The sequence below is a fragment of the Halomonas campaniensis genome, assembly GCF_002211105.1.
Lineage (GTDB): Bacteria > Pseudomonadota > Gammaproteobacteria > Pseudomonadales > Halomonadaceae > Vreelandella > Vreelandella campaniensis_A.
The window spans coordinates 94,833-118,984 of record NZ_JPUA01000049.1; the positions used below are offsets into that span (position 1 = coordinate 94,833).

Sequence of the window (24,152 nt, forward strand, 5' to 3'; positions counted from 1 at the left end):
AAAACGAGTAGCTGACCTGAAAAAGCGACACCTTGCCGGTAAAACCGCCGGCAAGGCTTGACGCGACCTAGGGTCAGCCTTTAGAATGCGCAGCCTTTAACAGTGGGGTGGGTGCGCCCGCATCCGCTGCATGTATTTGTTAAAAGGCTAAGGCAACCATTGGAGTCAGCTAAACACCATGGCAACGATTAATCAGCTAGTGCGCAAGCCGCGCAAGCGCCCCGTCACCAAAAGTGACGTGCCAGCGCTGCAGGCCTGTCCGCAAAAACGTGGCGTTTGTACGCGCGTTTACACCACCACCCCGAAGAAGCCTAACTCAGCTCTGCGTAAGGTTTGCCGTGTGCGCCTTACCAACGGCTTTGAAGTCTCTTCCTATATCGGTGGTGAAGGTCACAACCTTCAAGAACACTCTGTCGTTTTGATTCGCGGCGGTCGTGTAAAGGATTTGCCGGGTGTGCGTTATCACACCGTCCGTGGCGCCCTTGACACCTCTGGCGTTCAAAATCGTCGTCAGGGTCGTTCTAAATACGGTACTAAGCGTCCTAAGTCCTAAGTTTTAAATCCTAGGGCTAGGTCGGCTGTACAGCGTCGCCCCGTCAATAGGGCATGCTGAGTAACGATTTTCACGAATTTGACGGTCTGATAAGAGTAAGGTCGGGCGGCGTCTGGCGTATTTGAATAGCGTACACAGGCTGCAGGAGTTCCGGGTTTACCTGAAAGATCCTTAATTGAGGGCTTATCATGCCTAGAAGAAGAGTAGTAGCTAAACGCGAGATTCTGCCGGATCCTAAGTTCGGAAGTGAGCGTCTGGCGAAGTTCATGAACCACCTGATGGTCAGCGGCAAGAAGTCCATAGCTGAGCGTATCGTCTACGGTGCGTTGGACAAGGTTGCCGAGCGTAGTAAAGAAGACCCGCTGGAGATCTTCGACAAGGCGCTGGAAGCCATCCAGCCGATGGTCGAAGTGAAGTCGCGCCGCGTGGGTGGTGCGACCTATCAGGTGCCGGTTGAAGTACGTCCGTCTCGCCGTCAAGCGCTAGCAATGCGCTGGCTGGTAGACGCGGCCCGTCGCCGCGGTGAGAAAACCATGGTGCAGCGTCTGGCAGGTGAAATGCTGGATGCCGCTGAAGGTAAAGGTTCTGCCGTTAAGAAGCGCGAAGACGTGCATCGTATGGCAGAAGCCAACAAGGCCTTCTCGCACTACCGTTTCTAATTCGGCGTTTCTAGAACCTGCGTTTCTAGGCACGGCGTTTTTAAGTACGGCTTTATGGTTTATATATGCGCGTTGTTCAGCATGGTGAAGTGTTTGCTGAGTCGCGTTGTTGCAATTCAATAATTGCAACACTCAGCCGCTACCATGCACCGGTGGCGGCGGTCGCATAAACCTCGCTTGCATACGCCGCTAAATTAACGAGCATCGCCAACAAACGGGAGTTTCACCGTGGCACGCAAGACTCCACTAAATCGCTACCGTAATATCGGTATCGTCGCTCACGTTGACGCGGGTAAAACCACGACGACTGAGCGTGTACTGTTCTACACCGGCCTCTCCCACAAAGTGGGCGAAGTTCACGACGGTGCTGCGACCATGGACTGGATGGAGCAGGAGCAGGAGCGTGGTATTACTATCACCTCAGCTGCGACTACCTGTTTCTGGCAGGGCATGAGCAAGCAGTTCCCTGAGCACCGTATCAACATTATCGACACCCCAGGGCACGTTGACTTCACTATCGAAGTTGAGCGTTCGCTGCGTGTACTCGATGGTGCGGTCGTTGTGCTGTGTGGCTCTTCCGGCGTACAGCCGCAGACTGAAACAGTATGGCGCCAGGCCAACAAGTACGAAGTTCCGCGCATGGTTTTCGTCAATAAGATGGACCGTACCGGCGCTGACTTCTTTATGGTTGTCAACCAGTTGAAAGAGCGTTTGGGTGCCAACGCTGTGCCGATCCAGATTAACTGGGGCACGGAAGAGGACTTCAAGGGCGTTATCGACCTGATTCAGATGAAGGCTATCCTGTGGGATGAGGAAAGCCTGGGTATGAATTATGAACTCGTGGATATTCCTGCTGAGCTGCAAGATACGGCTGAGAAGTATCGCGAAGAGATGGTCGAAGCCGCTGCCGAAGGCTCTGACGAGCTGATGGAGAAGTACCTCGAAGGCGGTGAGCTCTCGATTGAAGAGATCAAAGCTGGCTTGCGCGCGCGCACCCTGGCTAACGATATCGTTCTGGTGACCTGTGGTTCTGCCTTTAAAAACAAAGGCGTTCAGGCAGTGCTGGATGGCGTTATCGAATACATGCCTTCGCCGACGGAAGTTAAAGCGATTGAAGGTGAGCTCGACGATAAAGACGGTACCGTTGATACTCGTGAAGCTGACGACAGCGCACCCTTTGCGGCATTGGCGTTTAAAATCGCCACTGACCCCTTCGTTGGTACGTTGACCTTTATTCGCGTCTACTCGGGCGTTCTGAAATCTGGTGACGGCGTTTATAACTCCGTTAAACAGAAGAAAGAGCGTGTTGGTCGTATCGTTCAGATGCACGCCAACTCCCGTGAAGAGATCAAGGAAGTGCTGGCGGGCGACATCGCCGCTTGTATCGGTCTGAAAGACGTGACTACCGGTGATACCCTGTGCGACATCGATAACAAGATTGTTCTCGAGCGTATGGAGTTCCCGGATCCGGTTATCTCGGTTGCCGTAGAGCCTAAATCTAAGGCTGACCAAGAGAAAATGGGTGTTGCCCTGGGCAAGCTTGCTCAAGAAGACCCCTCTTTCCAGGTCAAAACCGACGAAGAAACCGGCCAGACGATTATTTCTGGTATGGGTGAGCTTCACCTGGATATCCTCGTTGACCGTATGCGTCGCGAGTTCAAGGTTGAAGCCAATATCGGTAAGCCGCAGGTTGCCTACCGCGAAACGATCCGCGGCAGCATTGAGCAAGAAGGCAAGTTCGTACGTCAGTCCGGTGGTCGTGGTCAGTATGGTCACGTTTGGCTGCGTATCGAGCCGCTGACAGCAGAAGAGAAGGGTGAAGGCGAAGACGAACTGTTCTTCAAGTTCAACTCTGAAATCGTGGGTGGCACGGTTCCCAAGGAATACGTACCTGCGGTTGAGAAGGGTGCTTTTGAGCAGCTCAAAAACGGCGTCATCGCGGGTTACCCGATGATCGACGTTAAAGTAACGCTGTTTGATGGCTCCTTCCACGACGTGGACTCTAACGAGACTGCGTTTAAGATTGCTTCTTCTATGGCAGTAAAAGAAGGTGCCAGGAAGGCCAAGGCCGTGCTGCTGGAGCCGGTGATGAAGGTCGAAATCGTGACCCCCGAAGAATTTATGGGTGACGTCATGGGTGACCTGAGCCGTCGTCGCGGCCTGGTGCAGGGTATGGATGACTCCTCTTCTGGTAAAGTCATCCGTGCGACGGTGCCATTGGGTGAGATGTTCGGTTATGCAACCGATCTGCGCTCACAAACCCAGGGCCGTGCGAGCTACTCTATGGAGTTCTCGAAGTACGACGAGGCGCCCTCCAGCGTCGTTGAAGCCGTCATCAATCAAAACGGTTAACCGTTAGCTAACGTAAAGAGGTTATAGCAGTGGCTAAGGAAAAATTTGAACGTTCCAAACCGCACGTCAACGTCGGCACCATTGGTCACGTCGACCACGGTAAAACGACTCTGACGGCGGCCCTGACCCGCGTGTCTGCTGAGGTTTTCGGCGGCGACTGGCGTGAGTTTGATACCATCGATAACGCTCCTGAAGAGCGCGAGCGCGGTATCACGATCGCCACTTCTCACGTGGAATATCAGTCTGAAGAGCGTCACTACGCTCACGTTGACTGCCCAGGACACGCTGACTACGTCAAGAACATGATCACCGGTGCTGCGCAGATGGACGGCGCGATCCTGGTATGTTCTGCCGCAGATGGCCCGATGCCGCAAACCCGCGAGCACATCCTGCTGTCTCGTCAGGTTGGCGTACCGTTCATCGTTGTGTTCCTGAACAAAGCGGACATGGTCGATGACGAAGAGCTGCTCGAGCTGGTAGAAATGGAAGTTCGCGAACTTCTAGACCAGTACGACTTCCCGGGCGACGACACGCCGATCATCACTGGTTCTGCGCTGATGGCGCTGAACGGTGAAGATGACAAGGGCATGGGTACCACTGCCGTTGCTAATCTGATCAAGGCGCTGGATGAGTACATCCCTGAGCCGGAGCGTGCTATCGACCAGCCGTTCCTGATGCCGATCGAAGACGTGTTCTCTATCTCTGGCCGCGGTACTGTTGTTACCGGTCGTGTAGAGCGCGGCATCGTGAAAGCGGGCGAAGAAGTGGAAATCGTGGGTATCCGCGACACCACCAAAACGATCGTTACCGGTGTTGAAATGTTCCGCAAACTGCTCGACGAAGGTCGTGCTGGTGAGAACGTTGGCGCCCTGCTGCGTGGTACTAAGCGTGATGACGTCGAGCGTGGCCAGGTACTGGCCAAGCCGGGCACCATCAACCCGCACACTACCTTCGAAGCAGAAGTTTACGTACTGTCCAAGGAAGAGGGTGGTCGTCACACGCCTTTCTTCAAGGGCTATCGTCCGCAGTTCTACTTCCGTACCACCGACGTAACCGGTACTTGTGAACTGCCGGAAGGCGTTGAAATGGTCATGCCGGGTGACAACGTTCAGATGGTTGTTACCTTGATCGCTCCGATCGCAATGGACGAAGGCTTGCGCTTCGCTATTCGTGAAGGCGGCCGTACTGTCGGTGCTGGCGTTGTGGCCAAGATCGTCAAGTAAGCAGCATGCTTGAATGATGAAGGGGGCTCTGATGAGCCCCCTTTTCTGCGCACCAACAGCAAATGTTTGACATGGGCTTTTGGCGTGCCTATAATGCGCATCCTTTGAATGCGTGGGTAGACGGCTCGCGCCGTCGACATCCATTGGAGTTTAGGGCAAATGCAGAACCAAAAGATTCGCATTCGGTTGAAAGCTTTCGACCATCGCCTGATCGACCAGTCTACAGCGGAGATTGTTGAAACCGCTAAACGTACTGGTGCTCAGGTTCGTGGTCCGATTCCGCTGCCGACCAACCGCGAGCGTTACACCATTCTGATCTCACCGCACGTCAACAAAGATGCGCGTGACCAGTATGAGATTCGTACGCACAAGCGTGTGCTCGACATTGTTGAGCCGACCGAAAAAACTGTTGATGCTTTGATGAAACTCGATCTCGCCGCAGGCGTTGACGTGCAAATCAAACTCAACTAATTACACTAGTCACTTTGCGGCCCAGCGCTCATCGCTTGTGCTAACAAGCTAGCATGAGCAGCAGCCGCCGCGCCGTGAGGCGCCATACAATGTGCTAGTGGAATGCTCTGGAAAGGGCAGCCATAGCGGGTGATAGCCCCGTACACTATAGGAGACTGAGTATGACTATCGGTTTAGTCGGTAAAAAGGCCGGGATGACCCGTGTCTTTACCGAAGACGGCGCGTCTGTGCCCGTAACCGTTATTGAAGTTGATCCTAATCGTGTTACACGCGTTAAATCTGTCGAGTCTGACGGTTACGCAGCGATTCAGGTCACATCTGGCTCTCGTAAAGCTAAGCACCTCACCAAAGCGCAGGCTGGTCAGTTTGCCAAGGCGGGTGTTGAAGCTGGTCGTGCACTGATGGAGTTTCGTCTTGCAGAAGGCGAAGAGATTCCTGAAGTGGGCGGCGAAATCACCGTATCCCTCTTCGAAGCTGGTCAAATGGTTGACGTGACTGGCACCTCTAAGGGTAAAGGCTTCCAGGGTGCTGTTAAGCGCTGGAACTTCCGTACCCAAGATATGACTCACGGTAACTCTCTGTCGCATCGCGCGCCGGGTTCTATCGGCATGTGTCAAACACCGGGTCGCGTTTTCAAAGGCAAAAAGATGGCCGGTCAAATGGGTAACGCCCGTTGCACCGTGCAGAGCCTTGAGATCGTCCGTGTCGACGCCGAGCGTAACCTGCTGCTGATTAAAGGCGCCGTACCGGGTGCTCCCGGTAGTGACGTTATCGTTCGCAGCGCCGTGAAAGCAGGCTGAAGGGGATAATTACCAATGAATCTGAATCTTGCTGCAGGCGCGGGTACCGTTGAAGTAGCCGACGCCACTTTTGGCAAAGAATTCAACGAAGCGCTCGTTCACCAGGTTGTCACTGCCTATTTGGCGGCTGGTCGTCAGGGAACCCGCGCACAAAAGAGTCGTTCCGACGTTCGTGGCGGTGGTAAAAAGCCGTGGCGTCAGAAAGGCACCGGTCGTGCACGTGCCGGTACCATCCGCTCTCCGCTATGGCGTAGCGGCGGCGTAACCTTCGCGGCGCGTCCGCAAGACTACACCCAGAAGGTTAACCGCAAGATGTACCGTGCAGCGATGCGCTCCATCTTGTCAGAGCTGGTACGTCAAGAGCGTTTAGTCGCGATTGAAGAGTTCGTCGTCGATGCGCCTAAGACCAAGCAGGTAGCTGCCAAGCTGAAAGAGCTCAACCTTGAAAAAGTGTTGATCGTCACTGAAGAAGTCGACGAAAAGCTCTATTTGGCCGCACGCAACCTTCCCCACGTTGACGTGGTGGATGTCGCGGCAGCTGACCCGGTAAGTCTGGTCGCCTTTGATAAGGTGCTGATTACCGTCTCCGCCCTGCGTAAATTCGAGGAGAAGCTGGCATGAACCAGGAACGCGTATTTAAGGTTCTGCTTGGGCCACACGTGACCGAAAAGGCCGCAATGGCAGCCGAGCGCAACCAGTACGTTTTCAAGGTGGCATCTGATGCTACCAAGCCCGAGATCAAGAAAGCCGTTGAAGCACTTTTCGGCAAGAAGGTCGGCAGTGTTCAGGTACTGAACATGAAGGGTAAAACAAAACGTACTGCGAACGGCGTTGGCCTGCGTAAGGGTTACCGCAAAGCGTATGTGACCCTGGCTGCGGGTGAAACGCTCGAAGACTTCTCTGGCGCCGAATAAGGGCAGGAGTACGGATAATGGCAATCGTCAAGACCAAACCCACTTCCGCCGGTCGTCGCCACGTCGTCAAGATCGTTGGCGAGGAACTGTTTAAAGGCCGTGCCTATGCACCGCTGTTAGAAAAACAGTCCAAGTCCGGCGGCCGTAACAACTACGGTCGTATCACCACCCGCCACGTGGGCGGTGGTCATCGTCACCACTATCGGTTGATCGATTTCAAACGCACCAAGGATGGCATTCCTGCCACCGTTGAGCGTCTTGAGCACGATCCCAACCGCAGTGCGCACATTGCGCTGCTGAAGTATGCCGATGGTGAACGTCGTTACATCATTGCACCGAAAGGTGTCAGCGCGGGTGACGTGCTGGAATCGGGTGTTAACGCGTCAATCAAGAAAGGCAATGCCTTGCCGCTGCGTAACGTCCCGTTGGGTTCTACGGTGCACTGCATCGAACTCAAGCCGGGTAAAGGTGCGCAGATTGCTCGCAGTGCCGGTACAAGCGCCCAGTTGGTTGCTCGTGAAGGTAACTATGCCACCCTGCGTCTTCGCTCTGGCGAAATGCGTAAAGTGTTGGCCGAGTGCCGCGCGACCTTGGGTGAAGTGAGCAACTCTGAGCACAGCCTGCGTCAACTTGGCAAGGCCGGTGCGAAGCGCTGGAGAGGCGTGCGTCCGACTGTTCGCGGTGTCGCGATGAACCCAGTCGATCACCCGCACGGTGGTGGCGAAGGCCGCACCAGTGGTGGTCGTCACCCGGTATCCCCATGGGGTGTGCCGACTAAGGGTCATAAGACGCGTAAGAACAAGCGCACCGACAAGCTGATCATTCGTCGTCGTAATAAGACGCGTTGATCTAAATTGCCAAGACATTAAGAGGTAACGGCTGTGCCACGTTCACTAAAGAAAGGTCCCTTCATTGACCTTCATCTTTTGAAGAAGGTAGAGGCTGCAGTGGAGAAGAACGATCGCAAACCGATCAAGACTTGGTCGCGTCGTTCTATGATCCTGCCCAATATGGTAGGCCTCACTATCGCGGTCCATAACGGTCGCCAACACGTCCCGGTGCACGTATCCGAGGAAATGGTTGGCCACAAATTGGGCGAATTCGCTGCTACTCGCACTTATCGCGGGCATGCGGCGGATAAGAAAGCCAAACGGTAAGCCAGAGAGGATTGAGAGATGGAAGTCACAGCAAAGCTGCTTGGCGCTCGTTTATCCGCCCAGAAGGCCCGTTTGGTGGCTGACCAGGTGCGCGGTAAACCTGTCGCCGAGGCACTCGACCTGCTGACCTTCTCACCGAAGAAGGCTGCCAAGCTGGTTAAGAAGGTGCTGCAATCCGCGATTGCGAATGCGGAAGAAAATAACGGCATGGATATTGACGAGCTGCGTGTCTCGACCATCTGCGTCGATGAGGGCATGACGCTCAAGCGTATCAAGCCGCGTGCCAAGGGGCGTGCGGATCGTATCTTGAAGCGCACGTGCCACATCACCGTCAAGGTAGCCGAGAAGTAGGAGTCGACCGATGGGTCAGAAAGTCAATCCAACAGGCATTCGACTGGGCATCGTCAAAGACCATGCTTCTGTCTGGTATGCTGAGCGCGGCGCTTACGCCGATAAGCTCAATAACGATCTCGAAGTGCGTAGCTTCCTGGAAGAGCGTCTTAAAAGCGCCTCTGTTAGCCGCATCCACATCGAGCGTCCGGCGAACAATGCCCGCATCACCATTCACACTGCCCGTCCGGGTATCGTGATTGGTAAGAAAGGTGAAGATGTCGACCGTCTGCGTCGCGATCTCACCCAGATGATGGGCGTTCCCGTGCATGTGAACATCGAAGAAGTTCGCAAGCCGGAGCTGGATGCCAAGCTAGTCGCTGCTAACGTAGCGGGTCAGCTTGAGCGTCGCGTCATGTTCCGCCGTGCTATGAAGCGCGCGGTACAGAACGCAATGCGTCTTGGCGCTGGTGGCATCAAGATTCAGCTGTCAGGTCGTCTTGGTGGCGCTGAAATCGCACGTACCGAATGGTACCGCGAAGGTCGCGTTCCGCTGCACACGTTGCGTGCGGATATCGACTACGCCACTTACGAAGCTCACACCACCTATGGCGTTATCGGCGTCAAAGTGTGGATCTTCAAGGGTGAAATCCTCGGCGGTATCGAGGAAGTACGTGCCAAGGCTAAGCAACAGCAGCCTGCCGGCAACGCGCCCAAGAAGAAAGGTTCCAGGTAAGGGGAGAGCGAGTCGATGTTACAGCCCAAGCGTATGAAATTCCGCAAGATGATGAAAGGCCGCAACCGTGGCCTGGCGCATCGCGGAAGCAAGATCAGCTTCGGGGAATACGGCCTTAAAGCTACCGGTCGCGGCCGCATCACTGCGCGTCAGATCGAAGCAGGCCGTCGTGCGATCACACGTCACGTAAAGCGTGGCGGTAAAATCTGGATCCGCGTCTTCCCTGATAAGCCGATCTCCAAGAAGCCGCTCGAAGTTCGTATGGGTAAAGGTAAAGGTTCTGTTGAGTACTGGGTTGCCCAGATCCAACCGGGTCGGGTCCTGTATGAAATTGAAGGCGTGTCGGAAGAGCTCGCACGTGAAGCGTTTGAGCTTGCCGCACAGAAAATGCCCTTATCCACCACCTTTGCGAAACGGACGGTGATGTGATGAAAGCCCAGGAAATTCGTGAAAAGTCCGCAGGAGAGCTCCAGGAGCAACTCCTCGAACTCCTCCGCGAGCAGTTTAACCTGCGCATGCAGAAGGCCACTGGCCAACTGAGCCAGACTCATCTGCTCAAGCAGGTCCGCCGGGATATCGCCCGCGTTAAGACTTTGCTCAACGAGAAGGCAGGTGATTGAGATGGCCGAAGAAAACACAAAGCGTACGCTCACCGGTAAAGTGGTGAGCGATAAGATGGACAAGTCCATCGTCGTCATGATCGAGCGGCGCGAGCGTCACCCGATCTACGGAAAATACGTTAAGCGCTCCACCAAGCTGCACGCCCATGATGAGGCGAACCAGGCTAAGGCAGGCGATACGGTCTCTATTCAAGAGTGCCGTCCGCTTTCCAAGAAAAAAGCTTGGACGCTGGTCGAGGTGGTTGAACACGCCAAGGGTTAACCCCCTGGCTTGTCAATCAGTGCAGTCAGATTAGGTTTGGAGAAAACCGATGATTCAGACTCAGACAATGCTGGATGTCGCCGACAACAGCGGAGCGCGCCGGGTGCAGTGCATCAAGGTGTTAGGCGGTTCACATCGTCGTTACGCTCGCGTTGGTGATATCATCAAGGTCACGGTTAAGGAAGCGATTCCGCGTGGCAAGGTCAAAAAAGGCCAGGTGCTAAAAGCGGTCGTGGTCCGGACCCGTAGTGGCGTCCGTCGTCCCGACGGTTCGCTCATCCGTTTCGATGGAAATGCGGCAGTTTTGTTGAATAACACCAACGAACAGCCCATCGGTACCCGTATTTTTGGGCCGGTGACTCGTGAACTTCGTAATGAAAAGTTCATGAAGATCATTTCCTTAGCGCCTGAAGTGCTGTAAGGAGCGAGGCGGATATGCAAAAGATCAAACGTGACGATGAAGTCATCGTCATCGCCGGGAAGGATAAAGGCAAGCGTGGCACCGTTAAGCGGGTATTAGATAACCGCTTTTTGGTGTCCGGTGTGAACATGATTAAACGTCACACCAAGCCAAATCCCATGGCGGGTAATCAGGGCGGTATCGTCGAGCGTGAGGCTCCGATTCACGCGTCCAACGTAGCCATCTTCAATTCGGAGACCGGTAAGGCGGATCGCGTCGGCTTCCAAGTGAAGGAAGACGGTACCAAGGTACGTATCTACAAGTCGACGCAGACGCAGATCGACGCCTAACGCGAGTCGGGTAGCAAAATGGCGAACTTGAAAGAACGTTATCAAAACGAGGTAGCAGCTCAACTCAAAGAAGAGTTCAGCTATGCCAACGTTATGCAGGTACCCCGGATCACGAAAGTGACTCTGAACATGGGTATCGGCGAAGCAGTCAACGATAAAAAGTTGATTGACAATGCCATCGGTGACCTAGAGAAACTCTCTGGTCAAAAACCGTTGGTGACCAAAGCACGTAAGTCCATCGCGGGCTTCAAGGTGCGCGAAGGTTGGCCCATCGGCATCAAGGTAACACTGCGCGCTGAGCGTATGTGGGACTTCTTGGACCGTTTGGTTTACATCGCTATTCCCCGCGTGCGTGACTTTCGTGGTCTCAACCCGAAGTCTTTCGACGGTCGTGGCAATTACTCCATGGGTGTGCGTGAGCAGATCATCTTCCCGGAGATCGAGTATGATAAAATCGATCGCATCCGGGGGTTGGACGTCACTATCACTACGACCGCCAACACCGACGAGGAAGGTCGTGCGCTGCTAACCGCGCTGAACTTCCCGTTTAAGAAATAGGGGCGAGATCATGGCTAAGAAAAGTATGGTAGAGCGTGAGCTTAAGCGTACTCAGCTGGTTGCGAAGTACGCGACCAAGCGCGCTGAACTCAAGAAGATCATCTCAGACGTGAACACGACTGAGGAAGACCGCTTCGAGGCGACGCTGAAGCTGCAGCAACTGCCGCGCGACTCAAGCCCGGTGCGTCAGCGTAACCGCTGCCGTATTACCGGTCGTCCGCACGGTTTTTACAACAAGTTCGGCCTTGGCCGTAACAAGCTGCGTGAAGCCGCCATGCGTGGCGACGTTCCAGGACTGAAAAAGTCCAGTTGGTAACGCCACGTAGAATTATCAGGAGCGCACATTAAATGAGCATGCAAGACACTCTGGCGGATATGTTTACCCGTATCCGCAATGCGCAGATGGCCACCAAGGAGACGGCAACCATGCCGTCCTCCAAGTTGAAAGTGCAAGTGGCCCGAGTGCTAAAGGAAGAAGGCTACATTGCCGACTTTGCGGTAGCGGAGGGCACTAAGCCCGAGCTAACCGTAACTCTCAAGTACTTTGAGGGTAAGCCGGTCATTGAGCACATTCAGCGGGTTTCCAAGCCGTCCCTGCGCCGCTACATGGGCAAGGATAACTTGCCTAAGGTTGCCGATGGCCTGGGTATCGCGATTGTCACCACATCCAATGGTGTCATGACCGATCGTGCCGCGCGCCAAGCGGGTGTCGGTGGCGAAGTCATCTGCACCGTATTCTAGGAGGCTGGAATGTCCCGCATAGCGAAATATCCGGTTAAAGTGCCTGCCGGCGTTGATATTAAAATCAATGCTGACCAGCTGACCGCCAAAGGCGGCCAGGGCACGCTATCTATGACCATCCACTCTGATGTAGTGGTCGGTCAAGAAGATGGCCAGCTGACCTTCGCCCCGAGTGAGTCTGCCAAGAGCTGGGCCATGGCCGGTACTACCCGCGCCTTAGTTCAGAACCTGGTAACGGGCGTATCCGAGGGTTTCACAAGAACTCTCGAAATTGTTGGCGTCGGTTATCGTGCCCAAGCTAAGGGCCAGACGCTCAATCTTTCACTGGGCTTCTCGCACCCGGTCGACTACGAACTGCCTAAAGGTGTTACAGCGGAAACGCCGAAGAACACCGTTATCGTGCTGAAAAGCGCTGATAAGCAGCAGCTCGGCCAGTGCGCCGCGGAAATCCGCGCCTTCCGTCCCCCTGAGCCGTATAAAGGCAAGGGTGTTCGGTACGCCGACGAGCAGGTGCGTCGCAAAGAAGCCAAGAAGAAGTAAGGCAGGGTTATGAACGCGAAGAAAGAATCTCGTCTCCGTCGTGCCCGCCGCGCTCGCGCAAAGATCCGCGAGCTGGGCGTGTATCGCCTGTGCGTCAACCGTACCCCGCGTCACATCTATGCGCAGATTATCTCGCCGGATGGTGGCAAAGTGCTAGCCAGTGCTTCTACGCTGGACAAAGCACTGCGCGAGGGTGCGACCGGCAACTCAGATGCGGCCTCTAAAGTAGGTGCTCTGATTGCTGAACGCGCTAAAGAAGCAGGCATCACCCAGGTGGCCTTCGACCGTGCTGGCTTTAAGTATCACGGCCGCGTCAAGGCGCTTGCCGACGCCGCACGTGAAGGCGGCCTGGAATTCTAAAGGGTTTTACGATGGCGAAGAACGAACAGCAAAGCGGTGATCTGCAAGAGAAGTTAGTGCAGGTCAACCGCGTCGCCAAGGTGGTCAAGGGTGGTCGTATTTTCGGCTTCACCGCACTGACCGTCGTTGGTGATGGTAAAGGTCGTGTCGGTTTCGGTCGTGGCAAGGCGCGTGAAGTGCCTGTCGCAATCCAGAAAGCGATGGATCAAGCTCGTCGCAACATGGTCAAGGTGAACCTCGCTGGCCAAACGCTGCAGTACCCGGTAAAAGCCCGTCACGGTGCTTCCAAGGTGTACATGCAGCCGGCTTCCGAAGGTACCGGCATCATCGCCGGTGGCGCCATGCGCTCTGTACTAGAGCTTGCCGGTGTCCACGACGTACTGGCCAAGTGCTACGGTTCCACCAACCCGGTTAACGTGGTTCGAGCGACTGTTAAAGGTCTCTCTTCCATGCAAGCACCGGAAGACATTGCCGCTAAGCGCGGTCTGTCTGTCGAAGCGATCACGGGGTAAGGCACCATGGCAGCAACGATCAAGGTTACCCAGATCCGCAGCACCATCGGCATTATGCCCAAGCACAAGGCTACTATGAAGGGCTTGGGCCTGCGTCGCATCGGTCATACGGTTGAACTGGAAGACACCCCTGCCGTACGCGGCATGATCCACAAGGTAACTTACCTTGTGCGCGTTGAGGGAGAGTAATCCATGAAACTCAATAACCTAAGCCCGGCTCCGGGCTCCAAACACGCTGCAAAGCGTGTGGGTCGTGGTATCGGTTCCGGTCTTGGTAAGACCGGTGGCCGTGGCCACAAAGGTCAGAAATCACGTAGTGGCGGCAGTGTTAAGCCCGGTTTCGAAGGCGGTCAGATGCCTTTGCAGCGTCGTTTGCCGAAATTCGGCTTTACGTCTGCAAAATCTCTGGTCTCTGAAGAAGTGCGCCTGGCTGAGCTTGCTAAAGTTGCCGGTGGCGAAGTCACCATGGCATCTTTGAAAGAAGCCAACGTGCTGAAGGATTCTACGCTACACGCGAAGATCATCCTTTCTGGCGAACTGAAAACAGCGGTTACCGTTCGCGGAATCAAGGTCACCAAAGGTGCCCGTGAAGCGATCGAAGCCGCTGGCGGCAAGGTAGAGGACTAAATGGCCAAGTCAGGAAACATGCCGGCGATGGGCAGCGGTCTGAGTGAACTGTGGGCGCGTTTGCGCTTCGTGCTCCTCGCCATCGTGGTGTACCGTATTGGTGCCCACATTCCCGTTCCCGGTATCAATCCTGACCAGCTTGCTGCCTTGTTTAGGGAGCAACAGGGCACCATCCTGGGCATGTTTAACATGTTCTCGGGTGGCGCCCTGGAGCGCATGAGTGTTCTCGCCCTGGGCATAATGCCCTATATATCGGCGTCGATTATCATGCAGCTCATGACTGCGGTCTCCCCTCATCTTGAACAGCTCAAGAAAGAGGGTGAGGCTGGCCGCCGCAAGATTAGCCAGTACACCCGCTACGGCACGGTGATACTGGCGCTTGTCCAGGCTACCGGCATGTCTGTCGGTCTGGCTAGCCAAGGCATCGCGTACACTGCTGACTTCAGCTTCTATTTCACCGCCGTGATTACCTTTGTATCGGGCGCGGTGTTTATGATGTGGCTGGGTGAACAGATTACCGAGAAGGGCATCGGCAACGGTATTTCGCTGCTGATCTTCGCCGGTATTGTCGCGGGACTGCCCAGTGCCGTGGGCCAAGCTTTCGAGCTTGCCCGTAATGAAGGGGCCTGGAATGTTCTGCCGCTGTTAGCGCTGTCAGTGTTAGGTATTGCGACAGTCGCCTTCGTGGTTTTCATTGAGCGTGGCCAACGCCGCCTCAAAGTCAACTATCCCCGGCGACAAGTGGGCAATAAGATGTATGCAGGGCAAAGTAGCTACCTGCCTTTGAAGGTCAACATGGCCGGTGTTATCCCGGCGATTTTTGCCTCCAGTATCCTGCTCTTCCCGGCCTCTATTGGTCAGTGGGTAGGTGCCGGTGAAGGTATGGAGTGGTTGCAGCGTGCATCCCAGGCATTAGGCCCAGGTCAACCGCTTTACATCTTGCTTTTCGCGGCGGCAGTGGTATTCTTCTGCTTCTTTTACACAGCGCTGGTCTTCAACCCCAAGGATGTGGCTGACAATCTTAAAAAGTCAGGCGCTTTCCTGCCGGGCATTCGCCCCGGCGAGCAGACCGCTCGCTATATCGACAAGGTCATGACACGTTTGACCCTGTTCGGTGCCTTGTATATCACTGCGGTTTCCTTGATGCCCCAGTTCTTGATTGTGGCGTGGAACGTGCCGTTTTTCTTCGGCGGTACCTCGTTGTTAATCGTAGTCGTGGTCATCATGGACTTCATGGCCCAGGTGCAGTCGCATCTCATGTCGCATCAGTATGACTCAGTGATGAAGAAGTCCAACCTGAAAGGCTACGGTAGCGGCGGTATCATGCGCTGAGGCGCCGTCCAACCCTATTAAGTTAGAAAGGGCGCGCCGCGAGCCGGTTTTTGGAGAAAGATCGATGAAAGTTCGAGCTTCCGTAAAGAAAATGTGCCGTAACTGCAAGATCATTCGTCGCAATGGCGCTGTCCGCGTCATCTGCAGCGAACCACGGCACAAACAGCGCCAGGGTTAATAGCCTGGGTTGTATTAAGCGGGTGCCAGCATACCCCTTGCCTTAGGGCAATTGATGGGGTATGCTGTTGCGCCTTTTGTAGATGAATAAACGAGCAAGCCGCTCAAATTTCGGAGTAAGCTGATGGCCCGTATTGCAGGCGTCAATATCCCGGACAACAAGCATGCGGCGATCTCGCTGACCTATATCTTCGGGATTGGCCGTACCCGTGCTGAGCACATCTGTGCAGCAGCCGGTATCGCGCCTACTGCCAAGATCCAGGATCTGTCTTCTGAAGAAGTCGACACCCTGCGTTCTGAAGTTGGCAAGTACACCGTAGAAGGTGACCTTCGTCGTGATGTTACGCTTAACATTAAGCGTCTCATGGACTTAGGTTGCTACCGTGGTCTGCGTCATCGTCGTAGTCTTCCGCTGCGTGGTCAGCGGACTAAGACTAACGCGCGCACCCGTAAGGGCCCGCGTAAGCCGATCCGCAAATAACACGCACGTTCTGGCGTAAAGACAGGAATAGACATCAACATGGCTAACCCGCGTAGTAACCGTAAAAAGGTTAAAAAGCAGGTAGTGGATGCGATTGCGCATATCCATGCCTCTTTTAACAACACGATCGTGACGATCACAGACCGCCAGGGCAACGCTCTTTCTTGGGCGACTGCCGGTGGTTCGGGTTTTCGTGGTTCTCGCAAGAGCACCCCGTTCGCTGCTCAAGTGGCAAGCGAACGTGCAGCAACTGCTGCAGCCGAGTATGGTGTGAAAAACGTAGATGTACTGGTTAAAGGCCCAGGTCCCGGTCGTGAATCCGCCGTGCGCGCACTGAATGCCGCCGGCTTCCGCGTGCAAAGCATCGTAGACGCGACGCCCATTCCCCATAATGGCTGCCGTCCGCCTAAGAAACGCCGCGTTTAAGGAGACAGATTCATGGCTCGTTATATTGGACCGAAGTGCAAACTGTCTCGTCGTGAAGGCACCGACCTCTTTTTAAAGAGTGGTGTGACTCCCTTCGAGAAAAAGTGTAAATCCGAGCAGATTCCGGGTGTACACGGCCAGCGTCGTCAGCGTCTTTCAGACTACGGCTTGCAGCTTCGCGAGAAGCAAAAAGTACGTCGCATGTATGGCGTACTCGAAAAACAGTTCCGTAACTACTACAAAGAAGCCGCTCGCCTGAAAGGCGCGACCGGTGAAGTATTGTTGCAGTTGCTCGAATCCCGACTGGATAACGTCGTCTACCGCATGGGCTTCGGCTCGACTCGCTCTGAAGCGCGTCAGCTGGTCAGCCACAAGGCGATTTCCGTGAACGGCCGCACCGTTAACGTAGCTTCCTATCAAGTGAAGCCGGGTGACGTTGTTTCCATTCGCGAAAAGGCGAAAAACCAAGCTCGTATTCAAAGCGCGTTGTCCATTGCGGCCAACCGTGGCGATATCGCTTGGATCGAAATCGACGCCAAGAAGATGGAAGGCACTTTCAAGGCTCTGCCTGAACGCGGTGACCTGTCTGCCGACATCAACGAAAACCTGATCGTCGAGCTGTACTCCAAGTAAGCAGCATTTCTGTTTCTTGTCGATCTGGTGGCGGCTTAACCCCCGCGCCAGATCGTACCGAGTACCAAGTATCCGTTTGGCAGCCTGAAAGGTGTTCATATGCAGCGTTCAGTGACAGAGTTTCTCCGTCCTCGCGACATCAAGGTCGAAGAAATCAGCGCACATCACGCCAAAATCGTGCTCGAACCGTTCGAGCGTGGCTTTGGTCACACCCTGGGGAATGCACTACGTCGCATTCTGCTTTCTTCTATGCCCGGCTGTGCCGTGGTAGAGGCTGAAATCGCCGGCGTCGAGCATGAATACAGTGCGCTCGAAGGGGTGCAGGAAGATGTCATTGAGATCCTCCTGAACTTGAAAGATGTTGCGATCAAGATGCACAGCCGCGATGAGGCGGTGCTCACGCTGAACAAGCAGGGCCCAGCCGTCGTCACTGCTGGCGACATTGCGCTTGATCATAGCGTCGAAATCGTCAACCCGGACCACGTCATTGCTCATGTCAATGAAGGTGCCGAGCTGAAAATTCAGCTTAAGGTAGCGCTGGGTCGTGGCTACGAGCCGGCTGACGCGCGCGGCTCTGATGAAGAGACACGTGCTATTGGCCGCCTGCAGCTGGATGCCACCTTCAGCCCTGTCCGCCGTGTTTCCTACTCGGTTGAGGCCGCTCGTGTAGAGCAGCGCACCGATCTCGATAAGTTGATTATCGATCTGGAAACCGACGGTACCCTGGATCCGGAAGAGGCTATCCGTCGCAGTGCGACCATCCTGCAAGAGCAGCTGGCCGCCTTCGTCGACCTGGAAGCTGATAAAGAGCAGGAAGTCGAAGAGGAAGAGGATCATGTCGATCCAATTCTATTGCGCCCCGTAGACGATCTTGAGTTGACCGTTCGCAGCGCGAACTGCCTAAAAGCCGAGAATATTTACTATATCGGTGATCTCATTCAGCGCACAGAAGTGGAGCTGTTGAAGACACCGAACCTCGGTAAAAAGTCTTTGAATGAAATCAAAGACGTATTGGCGGCGCGTGGCTTGTCCCTCGGTATGCGGCTGGAAAATTGGCCACCCGCTAGCCTGAAGGACGACAAGGCCTCCGCGTGAGCGTCGACTTGAGTCCCAGTTTGGTAAGGAATTACAACCATGCGTCATCGTAAGAGTGGTCGTCATCTGAATCGCACCAGCTCGCATCGTCAGGCCATGTTCAAGAACATGTCTGTCTCGCTGGTCGAACATGAAGTCATTAAGACAACCCTGCCGAAAGCCAAGGAGCTGCGTCGCGTTATCGAGCCGCTGATCACCTTGTCTAAGCAGGATAGCGTTGCAAACCGTCGTTTGGCGTTTGCCCGCACGCGCTCTAAAGAAGCCGTCGGCAAACTGTTCAACGAACTAGGTCCGCGTTATGCCGAGCGTCCGGGCGGTTACGTCCGTATTCTCAAGTGCGGTTTCCGCACCGGCGACAACGCGCCTATGGCGTTCGTTGAGCTAGTTGACCGTCCGGTTGTTGAAGAAGCCGCTGCAGAAGAGTAATCCTCCTGCGCCAGAGCCTCTTTGGTAGCGAATGAAAACCGACCCCTAGAGGGTCGGTTTTTTTATGGACGCATTAATCTTCTCTTTTTCTACGCTTAACTGCCTGTTAATCACCTATACTCGGCATATTATTAAACGTAGTGAGCGGTGCCATTCCGCCTGCCCAAGCCTTGCGTTGTCCCAAAAGTGTGGCATGGTAGTGAAGCTGTGGCAGGGTGTTCAAACAGTAGTTAGAACTAGCGCATTGATAACAAGCAAGGGGCAGGTATGTATGCGAGGATAAAAAGCGCTGTCGGGGGAGCGTCGGCGATTGGGTTTTTGAGTATGCTAATGCTGCTCATACTCGCGATGGTCACCACTGCGCATGCCGACAACCCGCGTTACGCGGGTATCGTCGTGGATCTGGACAATGGCGAAGTGCTTTACGCCGAAAATATTGACGATCAGCGTTACCCTGCGTCGCTCACCAAAATGATGACGCTCTATCTCACTTTTGAAGCGTTAGAAGAGGGTACGCTGCGCCTGGATCAACCCTTGCCTGTCTCCGCTTATGCGGCCGCCAAGCCCGCTGTGAAACTGTGGCTGTCTGCCGGCAGCTCGATTCCTGTGGACACCGCCATTCGTGCACTCGCAGTTCGCTCAGCGAATGACGTTGCCGCCGTGGTCGCCGAAGCCCTGGGCGGCAGCGAAGCGAATTTTGCACAAATGATGACCACTAAGGCGCGTGAGCTAGGCATGCACGCTACCACCTTTCGCAATGCTTCCGGCTTGCCGGATGATGGCCAAATCACCACGGCCCGTGACATGCTAACGCTCTCGGTACGCGTGATGCAGGATTTTCCCCAGTACTACCATTACTTCGGCTTGCAAGAGTTCACCTACCGCGGCACCCGGCATACCAGTCACAATCGCTTGGTACGTGACTACCCGGGCGCCGATGGCCTAAAGACCGGTTTTATTCGTGCCTCCGGCTTTAACGTGGCGACCACCGCAATGCGCGGTAACCGGCGATTGGTGGGTGTTGTGATGGGCGGTTTTTCATCCCAGTCCCGGGATACCCACATGGCCAACCTACTCGACCGCAGCTTTCTGCGTGCATCGCTGCGTGACCAGCAAAGCTGGATGGGCGACACCAGCTTCTCGCGGGAATTTATGGCCTTTGCGCCTCCAGCCCAGCCGGTTGCCCCCCCTCAGCCTGCACCCCAGCAACCCCTTCTGGCAGTGGTCGAAACCACTACCTTGTCGCCATCGGCCAACACCACCCCCTCGACGCCAGTGGTTGACCTTGAAGAGCAGCTAGCCGATATAGTCACCATTCAGCGCCCCCCAGCCGCCAGCGAAGAGCCGCAGCCCGACCCTCTACAAGCGTTTATTGAGCGGGAGCGTCAGATGGCCGCCGCCAATAATGAAGTGGGCGGGGGCTGGGGGGTGCAAGTTGGCGCTTTTAGTCGCGAAGCCCAAGCGCGGCAATTGGCGCAGCAGGCGGCTCAACGCATCGCCCAGAGTTTAGGCGGGCGCGTTGCTGTGGACACGGTAGAGGGCCAAAACCCGGTTTATCGCGCCCGGCTAATGGCGTTGGACGAGCAGCGCGCTCGCCAAGCCTGCCGCGAGCTGCACTCCCAGGGAATGGACTGCATGGTAGTCAACGCCAGCTTATAAGGGGTGAGCTGTTATCGCCCCGCCGATGGCTAATTGGCGGGGTTTTTTGCTTTTTGGGCCACGCTATCGTGCCCAGCTAACAGGGAGATCGCGGTGACAACCTCGCTGAAAGGCATACTCTGCATGTGTTTGGGCGTTCTTTTTCTCGCCCTAGGCGACGCCGTTTCCAAGTGGTTAGGCGAAGTGCACTCACCACTGCAGATTATTTTCTTCCGTGCCTTGGTATCGCTACCGCTGATTGCGCTGCTGGCGAATTTTGCCGGTGGCTTACGCAAGCTGCGCACAAAACGGCCGGGCGTCCATTTGCTACGCGGGTTGATCTATACCGCCACCATGGTTTGTTTCGTATGGGGGTTGACGCTGCTACCCCTGGCAGAAGCCACGGCGATTGCCTTTGTGGCACCGCTGTTTGTGACCCTGCTTTCGGTGCCATTGTTGGGTGAACGGATTGACCCACCGGTGCTGATCGCATCCTTGGTGGGGTTTGCGGGGGTACTGATCGTGGTGCGGCCCAACGGCGAGGCGTTTCAGGTGGGCGCGCTGGTATTGGTAGGCGCGGCGCTATTTTATGCCTTAATGATGATTACCGCCCGACGCTACGGCGCCCGGGAACACCTTTGGGCCATGCTGTTTTACATGACCGGTGTGCCGCTGGTGGTAACCGCGTTAACACTCCCCTGGGTGTGGCAAACACCTCAGCCGTGGCACTGGGTAGGCTTTTTCGCCTCCGGCATCTTGGGCGTTGCGGCCACCGCTTTTATCACTTTGGCCTTTCGCTTTGCCCCTGCGGCTATCGCCGCGCCGTTTGATTACACCGCCATGCTCTGGGCGGTACTGTTGGGCTGGTGGTTCTGGGGCGAAATGCCGGATCTATGGGTCTGGGTTGGCAGCGCCTTGATAATGGGCAGCGGGTTAGCGGTGGCGTATCACGACCGGCGCACGACCCTGAAACGTCGTCCAACGGCGTAAACACAGGTTACTTTTTGATCCAGGTCACGGAAGCCGTGAGCTTGCCAAAACGGCAGGTTTGGGCTGGTTATAATCCAGCCCTTTCGGCGCAGCCCGCTGCGTGCCATCGTCCTGATCACGGTGACCCTCTATGCAAGCCCCCGAACGACTGAAGCAAGCTCCAGAACTCCTTTCCCCCGCCGGTACCTTCAAGAACATGCGTTACGCCTTTGCCTATGGGGCCGATGCGGTTTACGCGGGGCAGCCGCGCTACTCTCTGCGGGTGCGCAACAACGATTTTAAAATTGATAACTTACATCGTGGTATCGAGTACGCCCATGCCCGAGGCAAGCAGTTTTACGTGGCATCCAACATTGCCCCCCATAACAGCAAGCTGAAAACCTACCTCCAGGATATGGCGCCGGTGATTGAGGCAAGGCCCGATGCGCTGATTATGTCGGATCCCGGCCTGATTATGATGGTTCGTGATCGCTGGCCGGAACAAGCTATCCACCTCTCGGTGCAATCGAATGTCGTCAACTGGGCTGCCGCCCAATTCTGGCAACGGCAAGGTATCAGCCGCATCATTTTGTCCCGGGAGCTGTCTCTGGAAGAGATCGGTGAAATACGTGAGCAGTGCCCAGGTTTAGAGATCGAAACCTTTGTCCATGGTGCACTGTGTATCGCCTATTCAGGGCGTTGCCTGCTGTCGGGTTACTTTAATCATCGTGACCCTAACCAAGGCACCTGCACTAACGCGTGTCGTTGGAAATACAACACTATTGCGGCAACCCACGATGACACGGGCGACTTAATCGCCGCCCAAGGCAGCGGTGGCGCGGCGGCCGGCAGCCAAGACGAGCTCTCGGCGCTGATTGAGGACGTTTCCCGCCCCGGCAAGCTGATGCCTGTGTACGAAGATGAACACGGCACCTACATCATGAACTCCAAGGATCTGCGCGCGGTGCAGCATGTTGCTCGGCTGACGCAAATGGGCGTGGCATCGCTAAAAATCGAGGGGCGCACCAAGTCCCATTATTACGTCGCGCGTACCGCACAAGTCTATCGGCAAGCCATTGATGACGCTGTCGCTGGGCGTCCCTTTAATAAACGGCTAATGGATGAACTTGAGAACCTGGCGAATAGAGGCTACACCGAGGGCTTCTATCAACGCCATGTGCACGGCGAGTTCCAAAGCTATGAGCAGGGTAATTCCATCGGCGTTCACCAGCAGTTCGTCGGTGAAGTGCTGGGTTTTGATCCGGCTCGGGGCAGTTTGGAGGTCGAGGTTAAAAATCGCTTTGAAGTGGGGGATGGTATGGAGCTTATGCTGCCAGGAGGCAATCACCGCTTCGTGCTCGACCATATCGAGAACTTAAGAGGCGAAGCGCAGCGTGCAGCCCTTGGCTCGGGGCATCGCGTGCGAATCCCCCTCCCCAAGGTCAGCATCACCCCTGAACAGCTTGAGTTTGCGCTGTTAATGCGGGATCTCGCGCCTTCCAACGCAGCACAGCCTGAATCGTTAGGGGTAGCGATCAGCTAAAGGCATAAACGTCCATGGCAAGCACCCCGTGCTCCACGCTATGGTGCAGCTGGGTCGCCTCGCCTCCGGCTCCCATGGCCAACAGCAACGGTTGAAAATGCTCAGGGGTTGGATGGTTCTTCTTGGCGTTGGGTGCGCGCTCCCAGCTAAGCAGAGCGTCGCGATCATTGGCGATCAGGCGCTCGCTCACCCAGGAGGCGAACTCATCGACCCAGGCAGGCATGGGGCTCTCCAGAGGCATGATTTCATAAAGATTATGGGTCAGGCTGCCCGAACCGATAACCAAAACTCCTTCTTCCCGCAGTACCGACAGGCGCTCGCCCAGTGCCACCAACTCCACATTGCTCCAGCGCACTGGAAGCGATAGCGAAACAACCGGCACATGGGCGTCAGGAAACATCAATGAAAGGGGCACCCAGGCGCCGTGATCAAGGCCACGCTCTACCCGCTCGGCGCCCAGTAACAGGGCCAGCCGTTCAGCCAGTTCAGGTTCGCCAGGGGCGGGATACTGGCACTCGAAAAGCGCCCGTGGGAAGCCACCAAAGTCGTGGATGGTCTCCGGATTGGCGCTGGTACTCACCTTGAGCGCCAGGCTCTCCCAGTGTGCCGACACCACGACCACCGCCTTGGGTGACAGCTGTGTGCCCAGTTCGCGGAGGAAATCGTGAGCCGGGGTTTTAGTAAGCGCCAGCATGGGTGAACCATGGGAGATAAATAGGCTAGGTAACATGAGTGAGTCTCCACAGAAGCATTGCCAGCGCTGGCGGTAAACAAGCGCTGACAATAGGGTTAGGTGTTAGGCGAAGCGGGGGCTTAACACCCAGCGGCCGCTGCCCAGGCCCGCTTGCACGATTAACGCCAGCGTCCAGAACACCGGAAATTCCCAACCGCCGCCGGCATTTGAGAACATCCAGCCGTTGCCAAGGTGCACCCAGGCAGCGCCAAGCAGTACCGGCACCAGGGCCAGGCTTACCCAGCGCGTGTACACACCCAGAATCAGGGCGGCTCCACCGCCGATTTCGGCTGCAATGGTCAAGTAGGCCAGAAATCCGGGTAGACCCAGTGATTCAAAATAGCCGACGGTGCCGGGCAGGGTAAACACAAACACCTTGAGCAAACCGTGGGCCAGCGCCATCACACCCAGCGCAACACGCAGTAGCGAGATGGCATGGGGCTGTAGAAAGGGCTGTAAAGCGGGAGTGGAGTGAGTATGCGTTGTCATAGGAGTAGCTTCCATCGAGTGGTTGATGACGCTACTTTACAGTCG

The 24,152-nt window shown here is 55.6% G+C and carries 37 protein-coding genes; 35 read left to right on the top strand and 2 right to left on the bottom strand.

What is annotated here, in order from left to right; all coding sequences use genetic code 11:
- Positions 1–178: 178 nt before the first annotated feature.
- From rpsL to yegQ, 35 genes are all read left to right on the top strand, one after another.
- A complete protein-coding gene (gene rpsL / locus JI62_RS21175) occupies positions 179–553 on the top strand; it encodes a 30S ribosomal protein S12 (RefSeq protein ID WP_008959173.1) in 375 nt (124 codons plus the stop codon).
- Between the two features lie 188 nt (positions 554–741).
- On the top strand, positions 742–1,212 hold the full coding sequence (gene rpsG, locus JI62_RS21180; RefSeq protein WP_009288145.1) for a 30S ribosomal protein S7: 471 nt from the start codon (positions 742–744) through the stop codon (positions 1,210–1,212).
- A 228-nt stretch (positions 1,213–1,440) separates the two neighbouring features.
- Entirely contained in the window at positions 1,441–3,564 is a 2,124-nt protein-coding gene (gene fusA / locus JI62_RS21185) for an elongation factor G (RefSeq protein WP_088702073.1), read from the top strand.
- A 29-nt stretch (positions 3,565–3,593) separates the two neighbouring features.
- A complete protein-coding gene (gene tuf, locus JI62_RS21190) occupies positions 3,594–4,787 on the top strand; it encodes an elongation factor Tu (RefSeq protein WP_064235089.1) in 1,194 nt (397 codons plus the stop codon).
- A 159-nt stretch (positions 4,788–4,946) separates the two neighbouring features.
- On the top strand, positions 4,947–5,258 hold the full coding sequence (gene rpsJ, locus JI62_RS21195; RefSeq protein WP_007112007.1) for a 30S ribosomal protein S10: 312 nt from the start codon (positions 4,947–4,949) through the stop codon (positions 5,256–5,258).
- 161 nt (positions 5,259–5,419) lie between these two features.
- The gene (gene rplC, locus JI62_RS21200; RefSeq protein ID WP_035582685.1) at positions 5,420–6,058 is read left to right on the top strand and encodes a 50S ribosomal protein L3; all 639 of its coding nucleotides are present in this window, start codon (positions 5,420–5,422) and stop codon (positions 6,056–6,058) included.
- A 15-nt stretch (positions 6,059–6,073) separates the two neighbouring features.
- Complete coding sequence (gene rplD, locus JI62_RS21205) at positions 6,074–6,679, top strand: 50S ribosomal protein L4 (RefSeq protein ID WP_007112005.1); 606 nt, start codon at positions 6,074–6,076, stop codon at positions 6,677–6,679.
- Positions 6,676–6,972 carry a 50S ribosomal protein L23 gene (rplW, locus tag JI62_RS21210; RefSeq protein ID WP_008959167.1) on the top strand — a complete coding sequence of 99 codons (297 nt, stop codon included), beginning with the start codon at positions 6,676–6,678 and terminating at the stop codon, positions 6,970–6,972. Before rplD ends, rplW begins: the two co-directional genes overlap by 4 nt.
- A gap of 17 nt (positions 6,973–6,989) precedes the next feature.
- On the top strand, positions 6,990–7,820 hold the full coding sequence (rplB, locus tag JI62_RS21215; RefSeq protein ID WP_008959166.1) for a 50S ribosomal protein L2: 831 nt from the start codon (positions 6,990–6,992) through the stop codon (positions 7,818–7,820).
- A 33-nt stretch (positions 7,821–7,853) separates the two neighbouring features.
- The gene (gene rpsS, locus JI62_RS21220; protein WP_009098993.1) at positions 7,854–8,129 is read left to right on the top strand and encodes a 30S ribosomal protein S19; all 276 of its coding nucleotides are present in this window, start codon (positions 7,854–7,856) and stop codon (positions 8,127–8,129) included.
- Positions 8,130–8,147: 18 nt separating this feature from the next.
- Complete coding sequence (rplV, locus tag JI62_RS21225) at positions 8,148–8,480, top strand: 50S ribosomal protein L22 (protein ID WP_007112002.1); 333 nt, start codon at positions 8,148–8,150, stop codon at positions 8,478–8,480.
- 10 nt (positions 8,481–8,490) lie between these two features.
- Positions 8,491–9,195 carry a 30S ribosomal protein S3 gene (gene rpsC, locus JI62_RS21230; protein WP_088702074.1) on the top strand — a complete coding sequence of 235 codons (705 nt, stop codon included), beginning with the start codon at positions 8,491–8,493 and terminating at the stop codon, positions 9,193–9,195.
- A gap of 15 nt (positions 9,196–9,210) precedes the next feature.
- On the top strand, positions 9,211–9,624 hold the full coding sequence (rplP, locus tag JI62_RS21235) for a 50S ribosomal protein L16 (protein ID WP_007112000.1): 414 nt from the start codon (positions 9,211–9,213) through the stop codon (positions 9,622–9,624).
- Positions 9,624–9,815, top strand: coding sequence for a 50S ribosomal protein L29 (gene rpmC, locus JI62_RS21240; RefSeq protein ID WP_007111999.1), 192 nt, complete (start codon positions 9,624–9,626; stop codon positions 9,813–9,815). The genes rplP and rpmC overlap by 1 nt, the downstream gene beginning before the upstream one ends.
- A gap of 1 nt (position 9,816) precedes the next feature.
- The gene (gene rpsQ / locus JI62_RS21245; RefSeq protein WP_007111998.1) at positions 9,817–10,077 is read left to right on the top strand and encodes a 30S ribosomal protein S17; all 261 of its coding nucleotides are present in this window, start codon (positions 9,817–9,819) and stop codon (positions 10,075–10,077) included.
- A 49-nt stretch (positions 10,078–10,126) separates the two neighbouring features.
- Entirely contained in the window at positions 10,127–10,498 is a 372-nt protein-coding gene (gene rplN / locus JI62_RS21250) for a 50S ribosomal protein L14 (protein WP_008959163.1), read from the top strand.
- 14 nt (positions 10,499–10,512) lie between these two features.
- Positions 10,513–10,827, top strand: coding sequence for a 50S ribosomal protein L24 (rplX, locus tag JI62_RS21255; protein WP_088702075.1), 315 nt, complete (start codon positions 10,513–10,515; stop codon positions 10,825–10,827).
- An 18-nt stretch (positions 10,828–10,845) separates the two neighbouring features.
- Complete coding sequence (gene rplE / locus JI62_RS21260) at positions 10,846–11,385, top strand: 50S ribosomal protein L5 (RefSeq protein WP_035582688.1); 540 nt, start codon at positions 10,846–10,848, stop codon at positions 11,383–11,385.
- Positions 11,386–11,395: 10 nt separating this feature from the next.
- Positions 11,396–11,701, top strand: a complete 306-nt coding sequence (gene rpsN / locus JI62_RS21265; protein WP_040479530.1) for a 30S ribosomal protein S14 — start codon at positions 11,396–11,398, stop codon at positions 11,699–11,701.
- Positions 11,702–11,733: 32 nt separating this feature from the next.
- Positions 11,734–12,126, top strand: a complete 393-nt coding sequence (gene rpsH, locus JI62_RS21270; RefSeq protein ID WP_088702076.1) for a 30S ribosomal protein S8 — start codon at positions 11,734–11,736, stop codon at positions 12,124–12,126.
- A gap of 9 nt (positions 12,127–12,135) precedes the next feature.
- On the top strand, positions 12,136–12,666 hold the full coding sequence (rplF, locus tag JI62_RS21275; protein ID WP_088702077.1) for a 50S ribosomal protein L6: 531 nt from the start codon (positions 12,136–12,138) through the stop codon (positions 12,664–12,666).
- Between the two features lie 9 nt (positions 12,667–12,675).
- Entirely contained in the window at positions 12,676–13,026 is a 351-nt protein-coding gene (gene rplR, locus JI62_RS21280) for a 50S ribosomal protein L18 (protein ID WP_008959159.1), read from the top strand.
- An 11-nt stretch (positions 13,027–13,037) separates the two neighbouring features.
- Positions 13,038–13,538 carry a 30S ribosomal protein S5 gene (gene rpsE / locus JI62_RS21285; protein WP_008959158.1) on the top strand — a complete coding sequence of 167 codons (501 nt, stop codon included), beginning with the start codon at positions 13,038–13,040 and terminating at the stop codon, positions 13,536–13,538.
- Between the two features lie 6 nt (positions 13,539–13,544).
- On the top strand, positions 13,545–13,727 hold the full coding sequence (gene rpmD, locus JI62_RS21290) for a 50S ribosomal protein L30 (RefSeq protein WP_008959157.1): 183 nt from the start codon (positions 13,545–13,547) through the stop codon (positions 13,725–13,727).
- A 3-nt stretch (positions 13,728–13,730) separates the two neighbouring features.
- Entirely contained in the window at positions 13,731–14,165 is a 435-nt protein-coding gene (rplO, locus tag JI62_RS21295) for a 50S ribosomal protein L15 (RefSeq protein ID WP_008959156.1), read from the top strand.
- Positions 14,166–15,497: a preprotein translocase subunit SecY gene (gene secY / locus JI62_RS21300; RefSeq protein ID WP_088702078.1), complete on the top strand. Its 1,332-nt coding sequence runs from the start codon at positions 14,166–14,168 to the stop codon at positions 15,495–15,497.
- Positions 15,498–15,561: 64 nt separating this feature from the next.
- Complete coding sequence (gene rpmJ / locus JI62_RS21305; protein WP_008959154.1) at positions 15,562–15,675, top strand: 50S ribosomal protein L36; 114 nt, start codon at positions 15,562–15,564, stop codon at positions 15,673–15,675.
- A gap of 123 nt (positions 15,676–15,798) precedes the next feature.
- The gene (gene rpsM, locus JI62_RS21310) at positions 15,799–16,155 is read left to right on the top strand and encodes a 30S ribosomal protein S13 (protein ID WP_022520863.1); all 357 of its coding nucleotides are present in this window, start codon (positions 15,799–15,801) and stop codon (positions 16,153–16,155) included.
- 39 nt (positions 16,156–16,194) lie between these two features.
- The gene (gene rpsK / locus JI62_RS21315) at positions 16,195–16,581 is read left to right on the top strand and encodes a 30S ribosomal protein S11 (protein ID WP_007111985.1); all 387 of its coding nucleotides are present in this window, start codon (positions 16,195–16,197) and stop codon (positions 16,579–16,581) included.
- Between the two features lie 12 nt (positions 16,582–16,593).
- Positions 16,594–17,214: a 30S ribosomal protein S4 gene (gene rpsD / locus JI62_RS21320; RefSeq protein WP_008959152.1), complete on the top strand. Its 621-nt coding sequence runs from the start codon at positions 16,594–16,596 to the stop codon at positions 17,212–17,214.
- 99 nt (positions 17,215–17,313) lie between these two features.
- A complete protein-coding gene (locus tag JI62_RS21325; RefSeq protein ID WP_064235085.1) occupies positions 17,314–18,309 on the top strand; it encodes a DNA-directed RNA polymerase subunit alpha in 996 nt (331 codons plus the stop codon).
- A gap of 39 nt (positions 18,310–18,348) precedes the next feature.
- On the top strand, positions 18,349–18,735 hold the full coding sequence (gene rplQ, locus JI62_RS21330; protein ID WP_008959150.1) for a 50S ribosomal protein L17: 387 nt from the start codon (positions 18,349–18,351) through the stop codon (positions 18,733–18,735).
- Between the two features lie 324 nt (positions 18,736–19,059).
- Positions 19,060–20,394 (top strand): D-alanyl-D-alanine carboxypeptidase family protein, encoded by a 1,335-nt coding sequence (locus JI62_RS21335; RefSeq protein WP_088702226.1) that lies wholly within the window; start codon positions 19,060–19,062, stop codon positions 20,392–20,394.
- 93 nt (positions 20,395–20,487) lie between these two features.
- Positions 20,488–21,363, top strand: coding sequence for a DMT family transporter (locus tag JI62_RS21340; RefSeq protein WP_240513325.1), 876 nt, complete (start codon positions 20,488–20,490; stop codon positions 21,361–21,363).
- A 130-nt stretch (positions 21,364–21,493) separates the two neighbouring features.
- Complete coding sequence (gene yegQ / locus JI62_RS21345) at positions 21,494–22,885, top strand: tRNA 5-hydroxyuridine modification protein YegQ (protein ID WP_088702080.1); 1,392 nt, start codon at positions 21,494–21,496, stop codon at positions 22,883–22,885.
- On the opposite strand, the gene JI62_RS21350 is transcribed toward yegQ, so the two are convergent.
- Positions 22,878–23,615, bottom strand: coding sequence for a DODA-type extradiol aromatic ring-opening family dioxygenase (locus tag JI62_RS21350; protein WP_088702081.1), 738 nt, complete (start codon positions 23,613–23,615; stop codon positions 22,878–22,880). The two genes, yegQ and JI62_RS21350, sit on opposite strands and share 8 nt — an antisense overlap.
- Before the next feature lie 66 nt (positions 23,616–23,681).
- Positions 23,682–24,107, bottom strand: coding sequence for a DoxX family protein (locus JI62_RS21355; protein ID WP_240513326.1), 426 nt, complete (start codon positions 24,105–24,107; stop codon positions 23,682–23,684).
- Positions 24,108–24,152 lie beyond the last annotated feature (45 nt).

Coding starts and splice junctions, on each gene's coding strand:
- rpsL (WP_008959173.1), top strand. CDS start 179: ATGGCAACGATTAATCAGCTAGTGCGCAAGCCGCGCAAGCGCCCCGTC.
- rpsG (WP_009288145.1), top strand. CDS start 742: ATGCCTAGAAGAAGAGTAGTAGCTAAACGCGAGATTCTGCCGGATCCT.
- rpsJ (WP_007112007.1), top strand. CDS start 4,947: ATGCAGAACCAAAAGATTCGCATTCGGTTGAAAGCTTTCGACCATCGC.
- rplC (WP_035582685.1), top strand. CDS start 5,420: ATGACTATCGGTTTAGTCGGTAAAAAGGCCGGGATGACCCGTGTCTTT.
- rplD (WP_007112005.1), top strand. CDS start 6,074: ATGAATCTGAATCTTGCTGCAGGCGCGGGTACCGTTGAAGTAGCCGAC.
- rplW (WP_008959167.1), top strand. CDS start 6,676: ATGAACCAGGAACGCGTATTTAAGGTTCTGCTTGGGCCACACGTGACC.
- rplB (WP_008959166.1), top strand. CDS start 6,990: ATGGCAATCGTCAAGACCAAACCCACTTCCGCCGGTCGTCGCCACGTC.
- rplV (WP_007112002.1), top strand. CDS start 8,148: ATGGAAGTCACAGCAAAGCTGCTTGGCGCTCGTTTATCCGCCCAGAAG.
- rpsC (WP_088702074.1), top strand. CDS start 8,491: ATGGGTCAGAAAGTCAATCCAACAGGCATTCGACTGGGCATCGTCAAA.
- rplP (WP_007112000.1), top strand. CDS start 9,211: ATGTTACAGCCCAAGCGTATGAAATTCCGCAAGATGATGAAAGGCCGC.
- rpmC (WP_007111999.1), top strand. CDS start 9,624: ATGAAAGCCCAGGAAATTCGTGAAAAGTCCGCAGGAGAGCTCCAGGAG.
- rpsQ (WP_007111998.1), top strand. CDS start 9,817: ATGGCCGAAGAAAACACAAAGCGTACGCTCACCGGTAAAGTGGTGAGC.
- rplN (WP_008959163.1), top strand. CDS start 10,127: ATGATTCAGACTCAGACAATGCTGGATGTCGCCGACAACAGCGGAGCG.
- rplX (WP_088702075.1), top strand. CDS start 10,513: ATGCAAAAGATCAAACGTGACGATGAAGTCATCGTCATCGCCGGGAAG.
- rplE (WP_035582688.1), top strand. CDS start 10,846: ATGGCGAACTTGAAAGAACGTTATCAAAACGAGGTAGCAGCTCAACTC.
- rpsN (WP_040479530.1), top strand. CDS start 11,396: ATGGCTAAGAAAAGTATGGTAGAGCGTGAGCTTAAGCGTACTCAGCTG.
- rpsH (WP_088702076.1), top strand. CDS start 11,734: ATGAGCATGCAAGACACTCTGGCGGATATGTTTACCCGTATCCGCAAT.
- rplF (WP_088702077.1), top strand. CDS start 12,136: ATGTCCCGCATAGCGAAATATCCGGTTAAAGTGCCTGCCGGCGTTGAT.
- rplR (WP_008959159.1), top strand. CDS start 12,676: ATGAACGCGAAGAAAGAATCTCGTCTCCGTCGTGCCCGCCGCGCTCGC.
- rpsE (WP_008959158.1), top strand. CDS start 13,038: ATGGCGAAGAACGAACAGCAAAGCGGTGATCTGCAAGAGAAGTTAGTG.
- rpmD (WP_008959157.1), top strand. CDS start 13,545: ATGGCAGCAACGATCAAGGTTACCCAGATCCGCAGCACCATCGGCATT.
- rplO (WP_008959156.1), top strand. CDS start 13,731: ATGAAACTCAATAACCTAAGCCCGGCTCCGGGCTCCAAACACGCTGCA.
- secY (WP_088702078.1), top strand. CDS start 14,166: ATGGCCAAGTCAGGAAACATGCCGGCGATGGGCAGCGGTCTGAGTGAA.
- rpmJ (WP_008959154.1), top strand. CDS start 15,562: ATGAAAGTTCGAGCTTCCGTAAAGAAAATGTGCCGTAACTGCAAGATC.
- rpsM (WP_022520863.1), top strand. CDS start 15,799: ATGGCCCGTATTGCAGGCGTCAATATCCCGGACAACAAGCATGCGGCG.
- rpsK (WP_007111985.1), top strand. CDS start 16,195: ATGGCTAACCCGCGTAGTAACCGTAAAAAGGTTAAAAAGCAGGTAGTG.
- rpsD (WP_008959152.1), top strand. CDS start 16,594: ATGGCTCGTTATATTGGACCGAAGTGCAAACTGTCTCGTCGTGAAGGC.
- JI62_RS21325 (WP_064235085.1), top strand. CDS start 17,314: ATGCAGCGTTCAGTGACAGAGTTTCTCCGTCCTCGCGACATCAAGGTC.
- rplQ (WP_008959150.1), top strand. CDS start 18,349: ATGCGTCATCGTAAGAGTGGTCGTCATCTGAATCGCACCAGCTCGCAT.
- JI62_RS21335 (WP_088702226.1), top strand. CDS start 19,060: ATGCTAATGCTGCTCATACTCGCGATGGTCACCACTGCGCATGCCGAC.
- yegQ (WP_088702080.1), top strand. CDS start 21,494: ATGCAAGCCCCCGAACGACTGAAGCAAGCTCCAGAACTCCTTTCCCCC.
- JI62_RS21350 (WP_088702081.1), bottom strand. CDS start 23,615: ATGTTACCTAGCCTATTTATCTCCCATGGTTCACCCATGCTGGCGCTT.
- JI62_RS21355 (WP_240513326.1), bottom strand. CDS start 24,107: ATGACAACGCATACTCACTCCACTCCCGCTTTACAGCCCTTTCTACAG.